At 72.6% G+C, this 14,722-nt stretch carries 15 protein-coding genes; 3 read left to right on the top strand and 12 right to left on the bottom strand.

Going from position 1 to position 14,722, the window contains the following annotated elements; all coding sequences use genetic code 11:
* Positions 1 to 31 precede the first annotated feature (31 nt).
* A complete protein-coding gene (locus JOL79_RS08260) occupies positions 32 to 937 on the bottom strand; it encodes a LysR family transcriptional regulator (protein WP_210155076.1) in 906 nt (301 codons plus the stop codon).
* A gap of 82 nt (positions 938 to 1,019) precedes the next feature.
* Here JOL79_RS08260 and JOL79_RS08255 point away from each other — a divergent pair, with 82 nt between their 5' ends.
* The 3 genes from JOL79_RS08255 to JOL79_RS08245 all read left to right on the top strand — a co-directional run bounded on the left by JOL79_RS08255 (position 1,020) and on the right by JOL79_RS08245 (position 4,149).
* Entirely contained in the window at positions 1,020 to 2,312 is a 1,293-nt protein-coding gene (locus JOL79_RS08255) for an MFS transporter (protein ID WP_210155075.1), read from the top strand.
* A 181-nt stretch (positions 2,313 to 2,493) separates the two neighbouring features.
* Positions 2,494 to 3,432: a TerC family protein gene (locus tag JOL79_RS08250; RefSeq protein WP_210155074.1), complete on the top strand. Its 939-nt coding sequence runs from the start codon at positions 2,494 to 2,496 to the stop codon at positions 3,430 to 3,432.
* Positions 3,433 to 3,447: 15 nt separating this feature from the next.
* Positions 3,448 to 4,149: an endonuclease V gene (locus JOL79_RS08245; protein ID WP_210155073.1), complete on the top strand. Its 702-nt coding sequence runs from the start codon at positions 3,448 to 3,450 to the stop codon at positions 4,147 to 4,149.
* Positions 4,150 to 4,170: 21 nt separating this feature from the next.
* Here the strand turns inward: JOL79_RS08245 and JOL79_RS08240 are convergent, their stop codons facing one another.
* The 11 genes from JOL79_RS08240 to JOL79_RS08190 all read right to left on the bottom strand — a co-directional run bounded on the left by JOL79_RS08240 (position 4,171) and on the right by JOL79_RS08190 (position 14,704).
* Positions 4,171 to 4,545: an MmcQ/YjbR family DNA-binding protein gene (locus tag JOL79_RS08240; RefSeq protein ID WP_210155072.1), complete on the bottom strand. Its 375-nt coding sequence runs from the start codon at positions 4,543 to 4,545 to the stop codon at positions 4,171 to 4,173.
* The gene (locus JOL79_RS08235) at positions 4,542 to 4,850 is read right to left on the bottom strand and encodes an MTH1187 family thiamine-binding protein (RefSeq protein WP_230984413.1); all 309 of its coding nucleotides are present in this window, start codon (positions 4,848 to 4,850) and stop codon (positions 4,542 to 4,544) included. Before JOL79_RS08235 ends, JOL79_RS08240 begins: the two co-directional genes overlap by 4 nt.
* A 71-nt stretch (positions 4,851 to 4,921) precedes the next feature.
* On the bottom strand, positions 4,922 to 6,004 hold the full coding sequence (locus tag JOL79_RS08230; RefSeq protein ID WP_230984412.1) for a serine hydrolase domain-containing protein: 1,083 nt from the start codon (positions 6,002 to 6,004) through the stop codon (positions 4,922 to 4,924).
* An 8-nt stretch (positions 6,005 to 6,012) separates the two neighbouring features.
* Positions 6,013 to 6,921 carry an N-acetylmuramic acid 6-phosphate etherase gene (gene murQ / locus JOL79_RS08225; protein ID WP_210155071.1) on the bottom strand — a complete coding sequence of 303 codons (909 nt, stop codon included), beginning with the start codon at positions 6,919 to 6,921 and terminating at the stop codon, positions 6,013 to 6,015.
* A gap of 77 nt (positions 6,922 to 6,998) precedes the next feature.
* Positions 6,999 to 7,889, bottom strand: coding sequence for a GNAT family N-acetyltransferase (locus JOL79_RS08220; protein WP_307848403.1), 891 nt, complete (start codon positions 7,887 to 7,889; stop codon positions 6,999 to 7,001).
* On the bottom strand, positions 7,886 to 8,893 hold the full coding sequence (locus JOL79_RS08215; protein ID WP_210155070.1) for an ABC transporter ATP-binding protein: 1,008 nt from the start codon (positions 8,891 to 8,893) through the stop codon (positions 7,886 to 7,888). The genes JOL79_RS08220 and JOL79_RS08215 overlap by 4 nt, the downstream gene beginning before the upstream one ends.
* Positions 8,890 to 9,903, bottom strand: coding sequence for an ABC transporter ATP-binding protein (locus tag JOL79_RS08210; protein WP_210155069.1), 1,014 nt, complete (start codon positions 9,901 to 9,903; stop codon positions 8,890 to 8,892). Before JOL79_RS08210 ends, JOL79_RS08215 begins: the two co-directional genes overlap by 4 nt.
* 6 nt (positions 9,904 to 9,909) lie before the next feature.
* Positions 9,910 to 10,839, bottom strand: coding sequence for an ABC transporter permease (locus tag JOL79_RS08205; RefSeq protein ID WP_210155068.1), 930 nt, complete (start codon positions 10,837 to 10,839; stop codon positions 9,910 to 9,912).
* Positions 10,836 to 11,870 carry an ABC transporter permease gene (locus JOL79_RS08200; protein WP_210155067.1) on the bottom strand — a complete coding sequence of 345 codons (1,035 nt, stop codon included), beginning with the start codon at positions 11,868 to 11,870 and terminating at the stop codon, positions 10,836 to 10,838. Before JOL79_RS08200 ends, JOL79_RS08205 begins: the two co-directional genes overlap by 4 nt.
* Positions 11,867 to 13,672, bottom strand: coding sequence for an ABC transporter substrate-binding protein (locus JOL79_RS08195; RefSeq protein WP_210155066.1), 1,806 nt, complete (start codon positions 13,670 to 13,672; stop codon positions 11,867 to 11,869). The genes JOL79_RS08200 and JOL79_RS08195 overlap by 4 nt, the downstream gene beginning before the upstream one ends.
* Positions 13,673 to 13,762: 90 nt before the next feature.
* Positions 13,763 to 14,704, bottom strand: coding sequence for a MurR/RpiR family transcriptional regulator (locus tag JOL79_RS08190; protein ID WP_210155065.1), 942 nt, complete (start codon positions 14,702 to 14,704; stop codon positions 13,763 to 13,765).
* Positions 14,705 to 14,722 lie beyond the last annotated feature (18 nt).

Below are 14,722 nucleotides of genomic sequence, written 5' to 3'. Positions count from 1 at the left end.
CTTTGCCGGTTGCGCAACCGCCCCGTCAGGTTCACGCCCGTTTCTCGCCGCAGGGACGCCCCATCTCGTCGTCGACCAGGTCGAGGAGCGCCCGTACGGCCGCGCTCTGCCGCCGGGCCGCGGGCACGGCCACCGACATCGACCAGCACAGGGAGGCGTCCGCCACCGGCAGCAGGCACAGGTCCGGCTCGGCGGAGGCGACGAACTCCGGCAGGAAGGCCACGCCGAGGCCGTGCCGGACGAAGGCCGAGGCGGTGACCATGTCCGCGACCTCCAAGGTGACCCGCCGCTCCACCGCCGCGGCCGCGAACGCCCGGTCGACCACGGCGCGATTGCCGTAGCCGGGCGGGAAGTCGATGAACTCCTCGTCGGCCAGCCGGGCCAGCGGAACGCTCCGCTCTCCCGCCAGCGGATGACAGGCCGGCACCACGAGCCTGAGCGGGACCGACGCGAGGTCGCGCAGCACGAGCCCCGGCGGCCGGCCGGGCAGCGACAGGAAGGCCACGTCGAGCTCGCCCTCGGCCAGCGCCTGCGCCAGCCCCGCCGAGCCGCTCCTGGCGATCCGCAGCCGCACGGTGATGCCGGGATGCTCCCGGTGGAACCGCCCCAGTAGCGCCGGGACGTCGAGGCCGGGCACCGCGGTCATCGTGCCGATGTCGACGGTGCCCCGCACTCCCGCGCCGACGGCCTGCACGGTCTCGCGCGCCGTCCGGGCCGCGTCGAGCACGGCACGGGCCTCGGGCAGCAGCGCCGCCCCGGCCTCCGACAGCGCCACCCGCTGCGACGTGCGCTCGAACAGCGTCACTCCGAGGTCGCGTTCGAGCGTCCGGATGGCCGCCGACACGCCGGACTGCACGACGTGCAGCCTCCGGGACGCCCGGGTGAAGTTGAGTTCCTCGGCGACGGCGAGGAAGTACTCCAGGTGACGCAGTTCCATCGCACCATCATCACATTTCCTGATAGTTCCGAGCATCAACGGTCGTTGGACGTGATCGCCTGTCCGCGGCCAGTCTGGGGGCATGCCCGTCGTCACGTCCTCACGTGCCGGAGAGCGGAGGTCCCGCGAGCGCGGGGGCCGCCTCTCCCTACGCGGCCTCTCCCAGCATCGCCTCTTCCCCCGCGGTCTCTCCCCACGCGCCGCCTTCTGGTTCACGGCCGCCGCGTTCGCGGCGCAGATGGGGTTCGGCACCGCGCCCACCCCGTTGTGGCCCCTGTACGAGGCGCGGGACGGCTTCGGGCCGACCACCGTGACCATCGCCTTCGCCCTCCTCGTGGTGGGCGCCGCGGTGAGTTTCCTGGTCCTCGGCCACCTGTCCGACCGGTACGGGCGGCGCCGTGTGATCATCCCGGCGCTGCTGGTCGCCATCGCGTCCGCACTGGTCCTGCTCCTGTGGCCGGCGCTGCCCGGCCTGCTGATCGGACGCCTGATGACCGGCCTGGCCCTCGGACTGATGGCGTCCACCGCGACCACGTACATCACGGACCTGCACGCCCTCGCGTACCCGGACCGGCGTGGCTCCGCCGTACCGGCCCTGGTGGCGACCGTCGCGAACCTCGGCGGGCTGGCCCTCGGCCCGCTCGTCGCCGGGGTCGTCGCCCAGTGGGCTCCTCGACCCCTCGTCTCCGTACAGGGCGCCTTCGCCGTCGCGCTGGCGGTCCTGCTCGCGCTGGTCGCGGGCGGCCCCGAGACGGTCGGGACGCGCGCGCCGGCCCGGGAGCGGCCGGCCCGCTTCGCCCTGCGGCCCGAGGGCGGGTGGGGCTTCGCCGCCGCGGGCGGCCTGGGGGCCGCGGCCTTCGCGACGTTCGGGCTGTTCTCCTCGCTGGGCGCCGTCATGATCCACGATCGGCTGGGCATCTCGTCTCCGTTCGCGGGCGCCCTGCCGGGCTTCGTGACGTTCCTGGCCTCGGCCGTCGCCCAGCTCGGGGCGGGCCGCGTCACCGCCCGGCGCCCACCGGTCACGGGCGTCGTGCTGCTTCCCGTGGGCCTGGCCCTGGTCGCCGTCTCGCTGGGTCACCCGATGCTGTGGCTCTATCTCGTCGCGTCGGCGATCGCCGGGGCCGCCGCCGGCCTGCTGTTCAAGGCAGGTGTCGGCGAGGCCGGGCGGGTGGCCGCGCCGGCGTCCCGGGCCGGTGTGCTGGCCGTGTTCTTCGTGGTCTCCTATGTGGGCATGGGCCTGCCGGTCATCCTGTTCAGCGTCGCCGCCGAGTACGCCGGACCGCTGCCGGCCATGATCGGCTTCGCCGCCGCGCTGTCGGCCGGGGCCGCCCTGGCCACCGCCGCCCAACGGAGGCGGCCGGGCTGGGGTTCGTGAAATCAGCGCTCATTTCGTGAATACTGGGGAGTAGTTCGAGGGGGAGTACCCGCCACGCTCCAGCGTCGTCATCACGGCCGTCTCCGACGGCGGCCCGGCGCGGAGAGGCCGCCCGCCGTGCCGGCCCGGGGAGACCGTCGACCCGCCCAGACCCGCCCATGCGCGGGAACGGAGGTTGACGATGTCGAATGTCCCGCTGTGGGCTTGGGCCGCGGTCCTCGCGGTCATCCTGCTCATGCTCGCGATCGACCTGTTCGCCCATCGCCGGGCGCATGTCGTCGGCTTCCGCGAGGCGCTGATGTGGTCGGGAGTGTGGGTCACCCTCGGGCTCGGTTTCGGCGGCGTGGTCTGGTGGACGCTGGGCCCCGACGCCGGCGGGCAGTACCTGGCCGGTTATCTGATCGAGAAGTCCCTCGCGGTCGACAACGTCTTCGTGTTCGCCCTGCTGTTCGGCTTCTTCGCCGTGCCCCGGGAGCTCCAGCACCGGGTGCTGTTCTACGGCGTGCTCGGCGCCCTGGTCTTCCGCGCCGTGTTCATCGGGGCAGGCGCCGTGCTGATCCAGAACTTCCACTGGGTGCTCTACATCTTCGGGGCGTTCCTCCTCTACACCGGCGTCAAGATGGCCCGGCACTCCGCCGTCGAGGTCCACCCCGACCGCAACCCGCTGCTGCGGGGGATGCGCCGGGTGATCCCGATCGCCGGCCGCTTCCACGGCACGCGATTCTTCATCAGGGAGAACGGCCGGCTGACCGCCACTCCCCTGCTGGCGGTGCTCCTGGCCGTCGAGACCACCGACATCGTCTTCGCGGTCGACTCCATTCCGGCGATCTTCGCCGTGACCACCGACGTCTTCCTGGTCTTCACCTCCAACGCGTTCGCCATCCTGGGCCTGCGCGCCATGTACTTCCTGCTGGCCGGCGCCATGCACCGGTTCGTCCACCTCCGGTACGGCCTGGCCGCGATCCTGGTGCTCGTCGGGGCGAAGATGCTGCTCACGGACGTGTACAAGGTCCCGATCTGGCTGTCGCTGACGGTGATCGCCGGCTGCCTGGCCGCGTCGATCGTCACCAGCCTGCTGTCCAGCCGTTCGCCGGCCGCCCGCCCCGCCGTGAAACGCTGACCCGGAGCGGGGCTTATGGTCGCGAGTGTGAAGCTGTCCGCTCCCCTCACGTGGCCGTCCGACGTCGAGGAGGCCGAGGCGGCCCAGGAGACGCTGCGCGCCCGCCTCGACCTGGACGGCCCCGGCCCGCGCCATCCGTCCACCATCGCCGGAGTCGACGTCGCCTACGCGGGCGATCGTCTCGCCGCGGCGGTGGTCGTGCTCGACGGCGCCACCCTCCAGGTGATCGAGCAGGTGGCCGTGCCGGGACGGCCGGCGTTCGCCTATGTGCCGGGGCTGCTCGCCTTCCGCGAACTGCCGAGCCTCGTCGAGGCTCTGGAACGGCTGCGGACGACGCCAGAGCTGATCGTCTGCGACGGATACGGTGTGGCCCACCCGCGCCGGTTCGGCCTCGCCTGTCATCTGGGCGTCCTCACCGATCTGCCAACGATAGGCGTGGGAAAGACGGCGTTCGTCGGGGCCTTCGCGGAGCCGGGGCCGTCCAGGGGGTCGTCGAGCGACCTCGTCCTCGACGGCGAGGTGGTCGGGCGGGTACTGCGGACGCGGGACGGCGTCAAGCCGGTCTTCGTCTCCTCCGGTCACCGGGTCGACCTGGGCACCGCCTGCGGCAACGTGCTGGCCCTCACTCCCCGGCACCGGCTGCCGGAGACGACCCGCGCCGCCGACCGGCTCTCCCGCGAGGCCCTCGCCTCAGGCCAGGAGGTGCGGTTCCCCTGACGGGCGCCTCCAAGGAGGACGTCACGCCGTATCCGGGCCGCCCACCTCGCCGCCCGTGGCGCCGAGGTGGGCGGCGGCCACCCGCTTCGGGACGGCCATCCGCCACGCCTCGACCACGATCTCCCGCAGTTCGGCCGCGCCGATCGCGCCCAGCCACACCCGGACCCAGTTGTAGCGCTCGTCGGACGGGCGGGGCATGAAGAACGTGTCCGGCTCCGCCGCGACGAGCGCGGCCCGTTCCTCCTTCGGGAACGCGAAGCCCATCGACTTCTCGTCAGGCGCGACCGCGATGTAGACGATCCGGCCCACCCGGAACGTCACCCTGTCCCTGACCAGCTTCTCCTCGGTCCTGGGCAGGGCCATGGCGATCCGGCGCACGTCCTCGACAGTGATCACGAGGGGCCGCCGGCGAGGTGGCGCTCCACCGTGGCGACCTTCGTCTCCAGGCGGCCCTCCCCGGCCCGCGCGTCGCCCTTGATGACCACGCTGACGCGGGGCGCACGCGCCTCGACCGCGGCGACCGCGTCCCGCACCACGGCGAGCACCTCGTCCCACGTGCCGCCCTCGATGGTGGTGAACATCGCGTCCGTCCGGTTGGGCAGGCCCGACGCGCGGACCACCCGGACGGCCTCCGCCACGATCTCCCCGACGTCCTCACCCACGCCGATCGGTGTGACGCTGAAGGCCACGATCACGGACATGGCATCTCCTCCTCCGCCGCGCGACTCCTGGTGCCGTACCCGGCGGGAACGTTAGCAGCGGCGGGGCGGGATCAGGGCGCCGGGGAGCGGGCGGCGTGGGCGAGCGCCTCGGCGGCCACGGCCGAGCGGAGAGCGCGGATGCCGGGCCGGCCGCGCGACGGATGGACGTTGTTGGTCAGCAGCACCGCGGTCAGCCCGAGCCCGGGATCGACGACGAGCGACGTCCCGGTGAAGCCCGAGTGGCCGAAGGCGTCGCCGAGCGGCCCCACGATGGCCGGGTCGCCGATCCGGACACCGAGCCCCTGACGGTAGGCGGCGCCCGTCACGCCCTGGTCGCGCAGCATCTCGGCGACCGACGACGGCGCGAGCACGCCCTCGCCTCCGGCCCGCAGCATCTCCCCGAAGCGGAGCAGGTCGGCGGCCGTGGAGAAGATCCCGGCGTGACCCGTGACGCCGCCGAGCGCGTGGCAGGTCTCGTCGTGCACCTCACCCCGTACGCATCCAGGACCGGGCCGCTCGGGCTTGAACTCGGTCGCGACGATCCGCGACAGCGGAACGGGCTGGCCCGCGGCCGTGAGAGGGCGGTACCGGGTGTCGGCCAGGCCGAGCGGCGCCGTGATCCGCTCCCGCAGCAGCACGTCGAGGGGGGCGCCGCCGGCCAGTTCCGCGACCCGTCCGGCCGTGATCATCCCGACGTCGGAGTACACGTGCGTGCCGAGCGGGAACGCGGCGGGCGTGGACAGCACCAGCCGCCACCGGTCCTCCTCCGGTTCGCCGCCCACCCGGTTGCTCGCGGGCAGGCCGGAGGTGTGCGTCAGCAGGTGCCGTACGGTGATCTCCGGCCGGTCGCCGAACCGGCCGGGCAGCCAGACCGCGACCGGGGCGTCCAGGTCGATGCGGCCGTCCTCGGTCAGGGCCAGCAGGACGGCGGTCGTGAACACCTTGGTGATCGACGCGAGGTCGAAGACCGAGTCGAACGCGACCTGCGGCCGCCGGGGCAGCAACGTGTCCTCGCCGGGGCCGCCGTACCGCACCGCCTCGCCCACCGCGGCGCGGGCCGCCACCCGGCCGTCGAGGGCGATCACGGCGACGGCGGCGGACGCCACCCCGGGCACCGCCGCCCGCAGCACGTCCTCCAGCATCCCCGACGGCATCCCGGACATCATCCCCGGTCGTCCCGGAGCGCTCCGGCCAGGCGGTCGCCGTGGGCGGCGAGGAGCGCGCGGGCGTCGTCCGGCGCCAGGCCACGCTCGATCATGACGACGGCGGTCTTCACGTCGCGGCCCGCCTCCTCCAGCACCTCGCGGGCACGGGGCAGCGGCGCGCCGGTGATGTCGGCGACGATGCGGGCCGCCCGGTCGACGAGCTTGGAGTTGCTCGCCACCACGTCGACCATGTGGTTCCCGTACGTCCGGCCACTCTTGATCATGGTGATCGTGGAGATCATGTTGAGCACCAGCTTCTGGGCCGTCCCCGCCTTGAGCCGGGTCGAGCCGGTCACCACCTCCGGCCCCACGATCACCTCGACGGCCAGCTCGGCCGCCGCCGCCAGTGGGGTGCCCGTGTTGCAGGCGAGACCGACGGTCAGCGCGCCGCGCCGGCGGGCCTCCGTCACGGCGGCGACGACGTACGGCGCCCGGCCGCTCGCGGAGACGCCCACGACCGAGTCGAGCGGGCCCGTCTCCTTCTCTCGGATCACGGCGGCGCCCGCCTCGGCGTCGTCCTCGGCGCCCTCGACCGACCGGACCAGCGCGGTCTCGCCGCCGGCGATGATGCCCTGGACGAGTTCGGGGTCGGTGCCGTAGGTCGGGGGGCACTCGGAGGCGTCGAGCACGGCCAGCCGCCCGGACGTGCCGGCGCCCACGTAGAGGAGCCGCCCGCCCCTGGCCATGCGCTCGGCGACGCCGTCGACGGCGGCGGAGATCGCCGGGATCGCCCTGCCCACGGCCGCGGGCACGGTCGCGTCGGCCTCGTTCATGAGCCGCGCGATCTCCTCGGTGGAGAGCGTGTCGATCCGGCTGTAACGGGGATCGCTCTGTTCGGTGGCCAGAGCGGCGAGTGGTTGCGTCATGGTTCCTCATCGTGGAGTGAATCGTTGAGTGGTGCGCGGATTCACGGTTCGCGGGCTCGGCGTCGGCGGCTCCGGGTTCAGTCCAGACGGCGGCGGTAGAGCCAGAAGACGCGCCCGGCCCGCGCGGCGACCGCGCGCGAGTAGAAGCGCAGCGGGCCCACCCAGCCGATCTCGACCTGCCGGAGCCCGGCGGCGGCCTGCTCGGCCAGGCAGCGGCGCAGCAGCGTCCGGCCCACGCCCAGGCCCCGCGCGGCCGGTGCGGTGCCCATCGGGCCGAACCAGTTCGGCCGCGAGCCCCAGGCGGCGAACCCCAGGGGCTCCCCGTCCCGTACGGCCTGGTGGCAGCCGGTCGCCTGCTCGGCCTCCCAGGCCCAGCGCTCGTTCCATTCCCTGCGGGCGAACGCGCTCACCTCCGCCCGCTCCGTCCGCGGGATCGATCGGACGGACACGCCGGCCGCCGCCAGGCGCGCCAGCTCGCCCTCCTCGTCCCACGACGCCGGGTTCCAGCCGGAGACCAGGTCGGCCGTCATGTTCCAGGCCACGGAGTAGCGCTCGTAGCCCAGGCTCTCGGCGAGGCAGGCGGCGGGCGTGTAGCGGACGTCGATTCCGGGCCAGCCGTAGCAGGGCGGGTTCCCGGCGAAACGGGCCTCGGTCGCGCCCGCGGCGCGCAGCCAGTCCTGCGCCGCCAGCACCAGGGCCCGGCCGATCCCGCGGTCGCGGGCCGCCGGGTCGACCGCCAGCAGGTCGACGTGGCCGGCTCCGCCCGTGCCGAGCGACGCGAACACGACGCCGTCCAGGCCGGGCGTGCCCAGGGCCACCCACCGGCGCCCCTCCGGCGGCGTGGACAGCCTCCGCACGACCAGCGCGGCGTCGCCCGAGTCCGCCCACAACGCGGCCGTGGCGAGTTCCGCCACCCGCCCGGCCGAGCCGGTCGGCAGCGGGGCGACCCGTACGGCCGGCCGGGTCACTGGCCCGCACCCACCGGGATCACGCTGCGCGGCTGCGGATGGAAGCAGGCGTGCCGCTGCACCTCGCCGCCGCCGCGGCCCAGCACCGGCATCTCGTGCTCGCAGCGCTCGGTGACGAACGGGCACCTGCGGGCGAACAGGCAGCCCTCGTCGGCCCGGCCCTCGTCGAGCGCCTCGGTGGGCACCACCTGCTCCTCGCCCGGCCGTTCCAGGCCGTGCAGCACCGGGATCGCCGACAGCAGCGACTGCGTGTACGGGTGCACGGGCTCCGCGATGATCGTCTCGGTGGGCCCGCGTTCGACCACCTGACCCCGGTAGATCACGTAGAGCTCGCTGTCGTCGCCGATGTAGCGGGCCGTCGCGATGTCGTGGGTGATGAACAGCACCCCCACCCCGAGCCGCACCCGCAGGTCCTTCAGCAGGGACAGGATTCCCAGCCGCAGGGACACGTCGATCATGGAGACGGCCTCGTCGGCGACGAGCACGTCGGGATCCATCGTCAGCGCACGGGCGATCACGACGCGCTGCCGCATGCCGCCCGACAGCTGGTGGGGGTAACGCGGCAGCACGTAACCGGGATCGATGCCCACGAGGGACAGCAGCTCCTCGGCCCGCTCGTCGGTCCACGAGCGGCTCCGGCCGGTCTGCCTGGCCCGCAGCGCCAGCGGCGCCGACAGCGTCTGGTGGATGGTCCTGGTCGGGTTGAGCGCCGAGTAGGGGTCCTGATGGATGAGCTGGACGCGGCGGAAGAACGGCTGCCGCGCGCGGTGGCCGAGCCCCGACATGGAGGTGCCGTCGATGACGATGTCGCCGTCGTCGTAGGTCTCCAGCCCGGCGATGATGCGGCCGAGGGTGGTCTTGCCGCAGCCCGACTCCCCGATGAACGAGACCGCGCCGCCTCTGGGGACGGCGAAGTCGACCCCGCGCAGGGCCGGCACCTGCCGGGCCCCCAGGATGCTCCCCCGCTGGCGGTAGGTCTTCGTGACGCCGGTTCCGGTGATCACGCGTACTCCTTCCGCATGGCCACGGCGGCGGCCCGTTCGACCGCGTGGCAGGCGACCGACCGGCCGTTGCGGGTGATCACCACGGGGTCGTCGGTGTCGCAGACCGCCAGGCGCCGCTCGCAGCGCTCCCTGAAGACGCAGCCCTGGGCCGGCAGCGTGCCGAGCGTGGGCGGCCGGCCGGGCAGCGCCCGGGCCAGCGAGATGTCCCCCGACAGGCGCGGAATGGCGCGGATCAGGCCCTGCGTGTACGGATGGCGCGGCGTGGCGAGGACCTTGCGGACCGGGCCGTGCTCGACGATCCGGCCGCCGTACATGACGGCGAGGCCGTCGGCCACCTCGGCGATCGCGCCGACGTCGTGGGTGATGACGAGTGTGGTGAGCTCGCGCTCCTCGTGCACCTCGCGGATGATCCGCAGGATGGTCGCCTGGGTGATCATGTCGAGCGCGGTGGTGGGCTCGTCGAGGACGACGACCTTGGCGTTGAGGACGAGCGCGAGCATGATCCCGACCCGCTGCCGCATGCCGCCCGACAGCTCGTGCTGGTAGGAGTCCAGCACCCGGCCGCCGTCCAGGCCCATCCGGGCGAGCAGCACCTTGGCGTCGCGGACCAGGGCGCGGGGGTCGGCCACGTCGTGGGAGCGGCCCAGGTCGAGGAGCTGCTTGCCGATCGTCTTCAGGGGGTTCAGCGAGTTCTGCGCGGCCTGGAAGACGTAGCCGACCTGGCGTCCGCGCGTGCGCCGCAGGTCTTCGCCGCCAAGCGTCAGCACGTCGCCGAGCCCGTCGATCTCCACGGCGCCGGCGGCGATCCGGCCCGGCGGCTGAACGGCGTTGAGCAGCGACAGCGCGAGCGTCGACTTGCCCGAGCCGGACTCCCCGACGACGCCGGTGATCGTGCCGGGCACGAGTTCGAGGTCGACGCCGCGGACGGCGGGCAGTTCCCCGGCCGGCGTCCGGTAGACGACGGTCAGGTCGCGAATGCGTACCCCGGGGGCGTGGGTGGTGGAGGTCATGTCGGGCTACTCCTCCCGCAGCCGGGGATTGAAGATCTCGTCCATGGCGTCGACGATCAGAACGATGCCGAGCGTGAGCAGCAGGATGGCCATCAGCGGCGCGAGCAGGTAGGGCAGCGCCGCCGGAGTGGTGAGCGCGCCTCCGTTGAAGACCGCGAGGTTCAGCATCACACCCCAGTTGTTGGACTCGAACGGCAGGACGCCGAGGAAGAACAGCCCCACCTGGGCGTAGACGGCCCCGGTGACGGCGATCAGCATGTTCATGGCGATGTAGGGCGCCATGCCCGGCAGCAGTTCGCGGCCGATGATGTGGGTGGTGGGCAGGCCGAGCCCGCGGGCCGCCTCGATGAAGCCCCGCTCGCGCAGTGAGAGTGTCTGCGAGCGGACGGCGCGGGCGATGCCGCCCCAGCCGAGCAGGCCGAGCACCAGGCCCATCTGCAGGGGCCCGGTGAACTTCCAGACCGTCGAGAGCACCAGCAGCAGCGGCAGCCCGGGAATGGCGAGGTTGACGTCGGTGATCCGCATGAGCAGGGTGTCCCACCGGCCGCGGCGGAACCCGGCGAACAGCCCGATCGCCGTCCCCACCGTGACCGTGATGACCGCGGTGGCGAAGCCGGTCAGCAGGACGTACCTGGCGCCGGTGACGATCAGCGCGAGCACGTCGGTGCCCTCGAAGTCGGTGCCGAGCGGGTGGGCCAGGCTCGGTGGCGCGTAGAGCGCGTTGTCGTCCCTGGGCAGGTTCGCCGGGTAGAGCAGCGGCCCCACGATCCCCATGAGGACGAACACCGCGATGATGGCGACGCCGGCCATCCGGCTCGGCTTGCGGCGCAGCACGCGCCACACTCCGCGCCAGAAGTTGCGCCGGAGGGTCGCCCGTGTCCCGGCCGGGGACGCCTTCGGATCGGCGACGCCCTCCGGGTTGATGATCACCGTCATGCGGCGCCTCCGCTCCTGACCCGCGGGTCGATCACCGTGTAGAGCAGGTCGGCCACGATGTTCGCGACGACGATGCCGATCGTGATCACCAGGAAGGTGCCGCCCATCAGCGCGTAGTCGCGGCTGCTGATGCTGTTGACCAGCAGCAGCCCCAGGCCCGGATAGTTGAAGATCTCCTCGATGAAGATCGAGCCGCCGAACAGCATGCCGATCGACAGGGCGAGGATGGTGAACAGCGGCAGGATCGCGTTGCGCGCGAGATAGCGGAACACGATGCCGCGGGTCATTCCGCGCAGCTCCGCGGCGAGGATGAAGTCGTCGCCGAGCACGGCCACCACGTTGGACTTCATCGCGAGGATCCACCCGCCGTAGCTGGCCAGGGTGTAGGTCACGACCGGCAGCACGGCGTGCTGGAGCAGCGATCCGACGTAGCCCGGGTTGAGCCCCGGCGTGAACTCCACGTCGACCGGGCCGCCGGAGGGCAGGATCGGCCACAGCGTGGCGAAGATCGCGGTGAGCAGGAGCCCGATGACGTACACCGGCACGCCGTGCAGCAGCGAGCCCGACAGCGCGAGCATGTCGCCGAGCTTCCCCGACCGCTTGATCGCCGCGTACACGCCCATCGTGACGCCGAGAAGGAAGCTCAGCAGCGTGCCGGCCAGCACGGGCAGCACCGTCCAGCGGGCCGCCGAGCCGATCAGGGTGGTCACCTCGACGCCGGGGGTGCTGAGCGAACGGCCGAGGTCGAGGTGGAGGAGCGAGCCCATGTATCCGAGGTACTGCTGCCACAGGCTGCCGGTCGGCAGGAAGCCGTAGAGCACGGCCGTGGCGCGCTCGGCCTGGTCGGGCGACATGCCCTTCTGGATGAGGCTCTCGTACTGCCCGAGCACGGGGTTTCCGGGGATCTCCCGGATGATGAAGAAGCTGATCGTGGCGACCACCCAGATCATCACCAGGCCGCGGACCACGTGGCCGGCGACCTTCCGGGCGATCGCGCCAATCCGGGGACGCCCCCGGGTCGTCTGCGTCATGACTGCCTCTTCTTGATCATCCCGAGTTGCATCCACACGCCGGACGACAGCCGCAGCGACTGGTCGTCGTCGGGCGGGAACGCGGTGTACCGGGAGGTGTTCACGAACTGGGTGTTGACGTAGTCCCAGAGCTGGATGACCGGAACCTGCCGGTTGGCGATGCCGGCGAGCACGCCGACGATGCGCTTCTGCTCCTGGGGTGACACGAAGTTGAGCTTGGCCGTGAGCGCGCCGGGGTCGACCCTGCCGTCCGGACCGGCGTCGACGTACTGCGGGCCGCCCATCCAGTTGCCGTCCTTCCCCGGGGGCACGTGGGTCAACCGGCCGCCGAACATCTGCCAGCCGTTGGCCTGGCCGAACAGCCGCTGGAAGATGTTGTACGGCGAGGGCCCCAGGCCGACCAGCCAGAACCCGATGTCGTACTTGCCGGCCGCGAGCTCGCTCAGATAGAGCGTGTAGTCGGCGGCGGTGACCACCGAGGCGTCGATGCCGTGGTCGACGAGCTGGCTGCTGATCGACTTGGCCGCGGCGACCCAGTCGGAGAACGACGCCGGCACGCTGATCCGCACCTTCCACGGGCTGCCGTCAGGCATGGCCCACCTGCCGCCGCGCCACGTCATGCCCGCGGCTCTGAGCTCGGCCGCGGCCTTCGCCGGGTCGACCTTGTACGGCTCCAGGGCGTCGAAGGAGGAGCCGAGCCAGGCCCGGGCCGCCTTCGCGTGGATTCCGGAGATCGTGGCGGCGGGGGTGCCGCCCTCGGGGGAGGCGATCCTGGTGACCTGGCTCCGGTCGATGAGATAGGCGAGGGCCCGGCGCACGTGCACGTTGTCGTAGGGCTTGCGCGCCTGGTCGAAGGCCATCGCGGTGGACACCGGCGAGTATCCCTTGACCACGTGGTTGCCGCTCGCGTGCTCGATGCGGTCCATCACCGCGGTGGGCACCGAGGTGAACGGCGCGTTGTCGAGCTGGCCCGAGATCAGGTAGTTCCAGATCTGCTCGTTGCCCGTGTAGTTGAGGAGCTTCACCTTGTCGGGCGCGATCGCCCTGCCGTTGAAGAAGTACGGGTTGCGGCGCAGCAGCGCGGCCCCGGGGTTGACCCGCTCCAGCACGAACGGCCCGGCCGACACGTCGTGCGCGGGCGCGAAGGCGATGACCTTCTCGGCCAGCCCGGTGATCCGCGACTTGGCCTGGTCGGCGGCGGCCCCGGTCCCCGTCTGGGCGGTCTTCAGGGTCCGCCAGAAGTCGGCGGGCAGCAGGCGCCCGTAGACGTGGGCAGGCACGACGACCGTCTGCAGCAGGTTGCTGAGGAACGTCGCGCTCCGGTTGGCTCCCTGGGTGACCTTGATGGTCTTGGCGTCGACGACCTGGACGTCCGCGGCCGCGCCGGCCGCCTTGGGGTCGAGCGCGAACGCCGTGCCGCCCTGCGTGTAGGCGAGACCGATCGACACCCGCACGTCGTCGCTGGTGACCGGCTCCCCGTCGGACCACCGCGCGCCGGGCTGCAGGTGGATGACGACCGCCGACCGGTCCGGCGCGACGGTCCACGAGCTCGCCAGCGCCGGATAGAACTGGTTCGGATCGATCGGGTCGTTCTTCGGCCAGGCCAGCGCCATCCCGTTGTAGCCCGAGAAGACAGAGCCCACGGGGTTGAACGGGTTGATCGGCGCGCTCGCGTTGATCTGCTTGCTGCCGTCGATCGTGGTGTAGACGCCCCCTCCCGCAGAGTCCGACGTTCCGGCCCCGCCGCATGCGGTCGCGGTGGCGATCGACGCCAGAGCCGCTATCGCTGCGAGTCGCTTCATGCACCGCTCCTCGTTCCCGATATTGCCTGGACACTACGGGTCGTGGAGCGAGTCCGTCAATTTTTTCCGCGTTGGCAGGCAGCTATGGAGTTAATTTTTACCCAGGCCGTCTAGCTGCGAAGACATCGATCCCGAGCCTCTCCGGACGCCGGTCAGATAGCGGTCAAGGGCGTCCTTTGTGGCGGTAAGGGCGCCCTCCGAGGCGTCGAACGTCCGGTGCGCCAGGGCGACGAACACGCAGTCGACGATCATCAGCTGGCTGATGCGGCTCGCGAGCGCGCCCGGGCGGAAGTCCGTCTCCCGGCCGGCCGAGATCAGCACGTGGGCGGCCGTCGCGGCGAGCGTCGACCGCGGGTGGTTGGTGACCGCGACGGTGACCGCGCCCGCCCTCGCGGCCGTGGCCACGGGCTCCACCACGTCCGGCGTCTCGCCGGAGCAGCTGATCCCCACCGCCACGTCTCCCGGCCCCGCCAGGGCCGCCCCGGTCAGCGCCAGATGCACGTCGGTGAAGGCGTGCGCCGCCACACCGATGCGCAGCAGCTTCTGGGCCATGTCGGCGGCCACCAGCCCCGACGCGCCCACGCCGTACACACCGACCCTGCGGGCCGCGGCCAGGGCGCCGACGACCGCGCCGAGGCGGTCGGGGTCGAGCTGCGCCGCGGTGTCGGCCAGCGCGTCGGTCTCGGCCCTCGCCACCTTCGCGATCACCTCGGCCAGCGGATCTTCGGGACCGAGGTCGCCCGGCACCAGCCGGTCCCGCCGCTCCCCCGCCGCGGCGGCCGCCAGGGCGAGGCGGAGCTCGGAGTATCCGGAGAAGCCGAGGGCCCGCGCGGTGCGGACGATGGTCGCCTGGCTCGTCCCGGAGGCCGCGCTGAGCTCGGTGATGGTGTGGCGGGCCGCGGTCGCCGGATCGTCGAGGATCAGCCGGGCGATCGTGCGCCCGGCCGGGGTGAGCGAGGGGAGCACGGCGCGGACGGTGGCGACCAGGGTCTCCGTGGAAGGGCGGCCGGACGGCGCGGACGGCTGGCTCATGGGGCTCCTGTCAGAGGG

It is taken from the genome of Microbispora oryzae, from assembly GCF_017896165.1.
Taxonomy (GTDB): domain Bacteria; phylum Actinomycetota; class Actinomycetes; order Streptosporangiales; family Streptosporangiaceae; genus Microbispora; species Microbispora oryzae.
This window is presented reverse-complemented; position numbering and strand designations above follow the sequence as displayed.

Bases quoted from the DNA above. Each gene is read 5' to 3' on its own strand.
- JOL79_RS08260 (WP_210155076.1), bottom strand. From the start codon at position 937: ATGGAACTGCGTCACCTGGAGTACTTCCTCGCCGTCGCCGAGGAACTC.
- JOL79_RS08255 (WP_210155075.1), top strand. From the start codon at position 1,020: ATGCCCGTCGTCACGTCCTCACGTGCCGGAGAGCGGAGGTCCCGCGAG.
- JOL79_RS08250 (WP_210155074.1), top strand. From the start codon at position 2,494: ATGTCGAATGTCCCGCTGTGGGCTTGGGCCGCGGTCCTCGCGGTCATC.
- JOL79_RS08245 (WP_210155073.1), top strand. From the start codon at position 3,448: ATGGTCGCGAGTGTGAAGCTGTCCGCTCCCCTCACGTGGCCGTCCGAC.
- JOL79_RS08235 (WP_230984413.1), bottom strand. From the start codon at position 4,850: ATGTCCGTGATCGTGGCCTTCAGCGTCACACCGATCGGCGTGGGTGAG.
- JOL79_RS08230 (WP_230984412.1), bottom strand. From the start codon at position 6,004: ATGCCGTCGGGGATGCTGGAGGACGTGCTGCGGGCGGCGGTGCCCGGG.
- murQ (WP_210155071.1), bottom strand. From the start codon at position 6,921: ATGACGCAACCACTCGCCGCTCTGGCCACCGAACAGAGCGATCCCCGT.
- JOL79_RS08210 (WP_210155069.1), bottom strand. From the start codon at position 9,903: ATGACCTCCACCACCCACGCCCCCGGGGTACGCATTCGCGACCTGACC.
- JOL79_RS08205 (WP_210155068.1), bottom strand. From the start codon at position 10,839: ATGACGGTGATCATCAACCCGGAGGGCGTCGCCGATCCGAAGGCGTCC.
- JOL79_RS08200 (WP_210155067.1), bottom strand. From the start codon at position 11,870: ATGACGCAGACGACCCGGGGGCGTCCCCGGATTGGCGCGATCGCCCGG.
- JOL79_RS08195 (WP_210155066.1), bottom strand. From the start codon at position 13,672: ATGAAGCGACTCGCAGCGATAGCGGCTCTGGCGTCGATCGCCACCGCG.
- JOL79_RS08190 (WP_210155065.1), bottom strand. From the start codon at position 14,704: ATGAGCCAGCCGTCCGCGCCGTCCGGCCGCCCTTCCACGGAGACCCTG.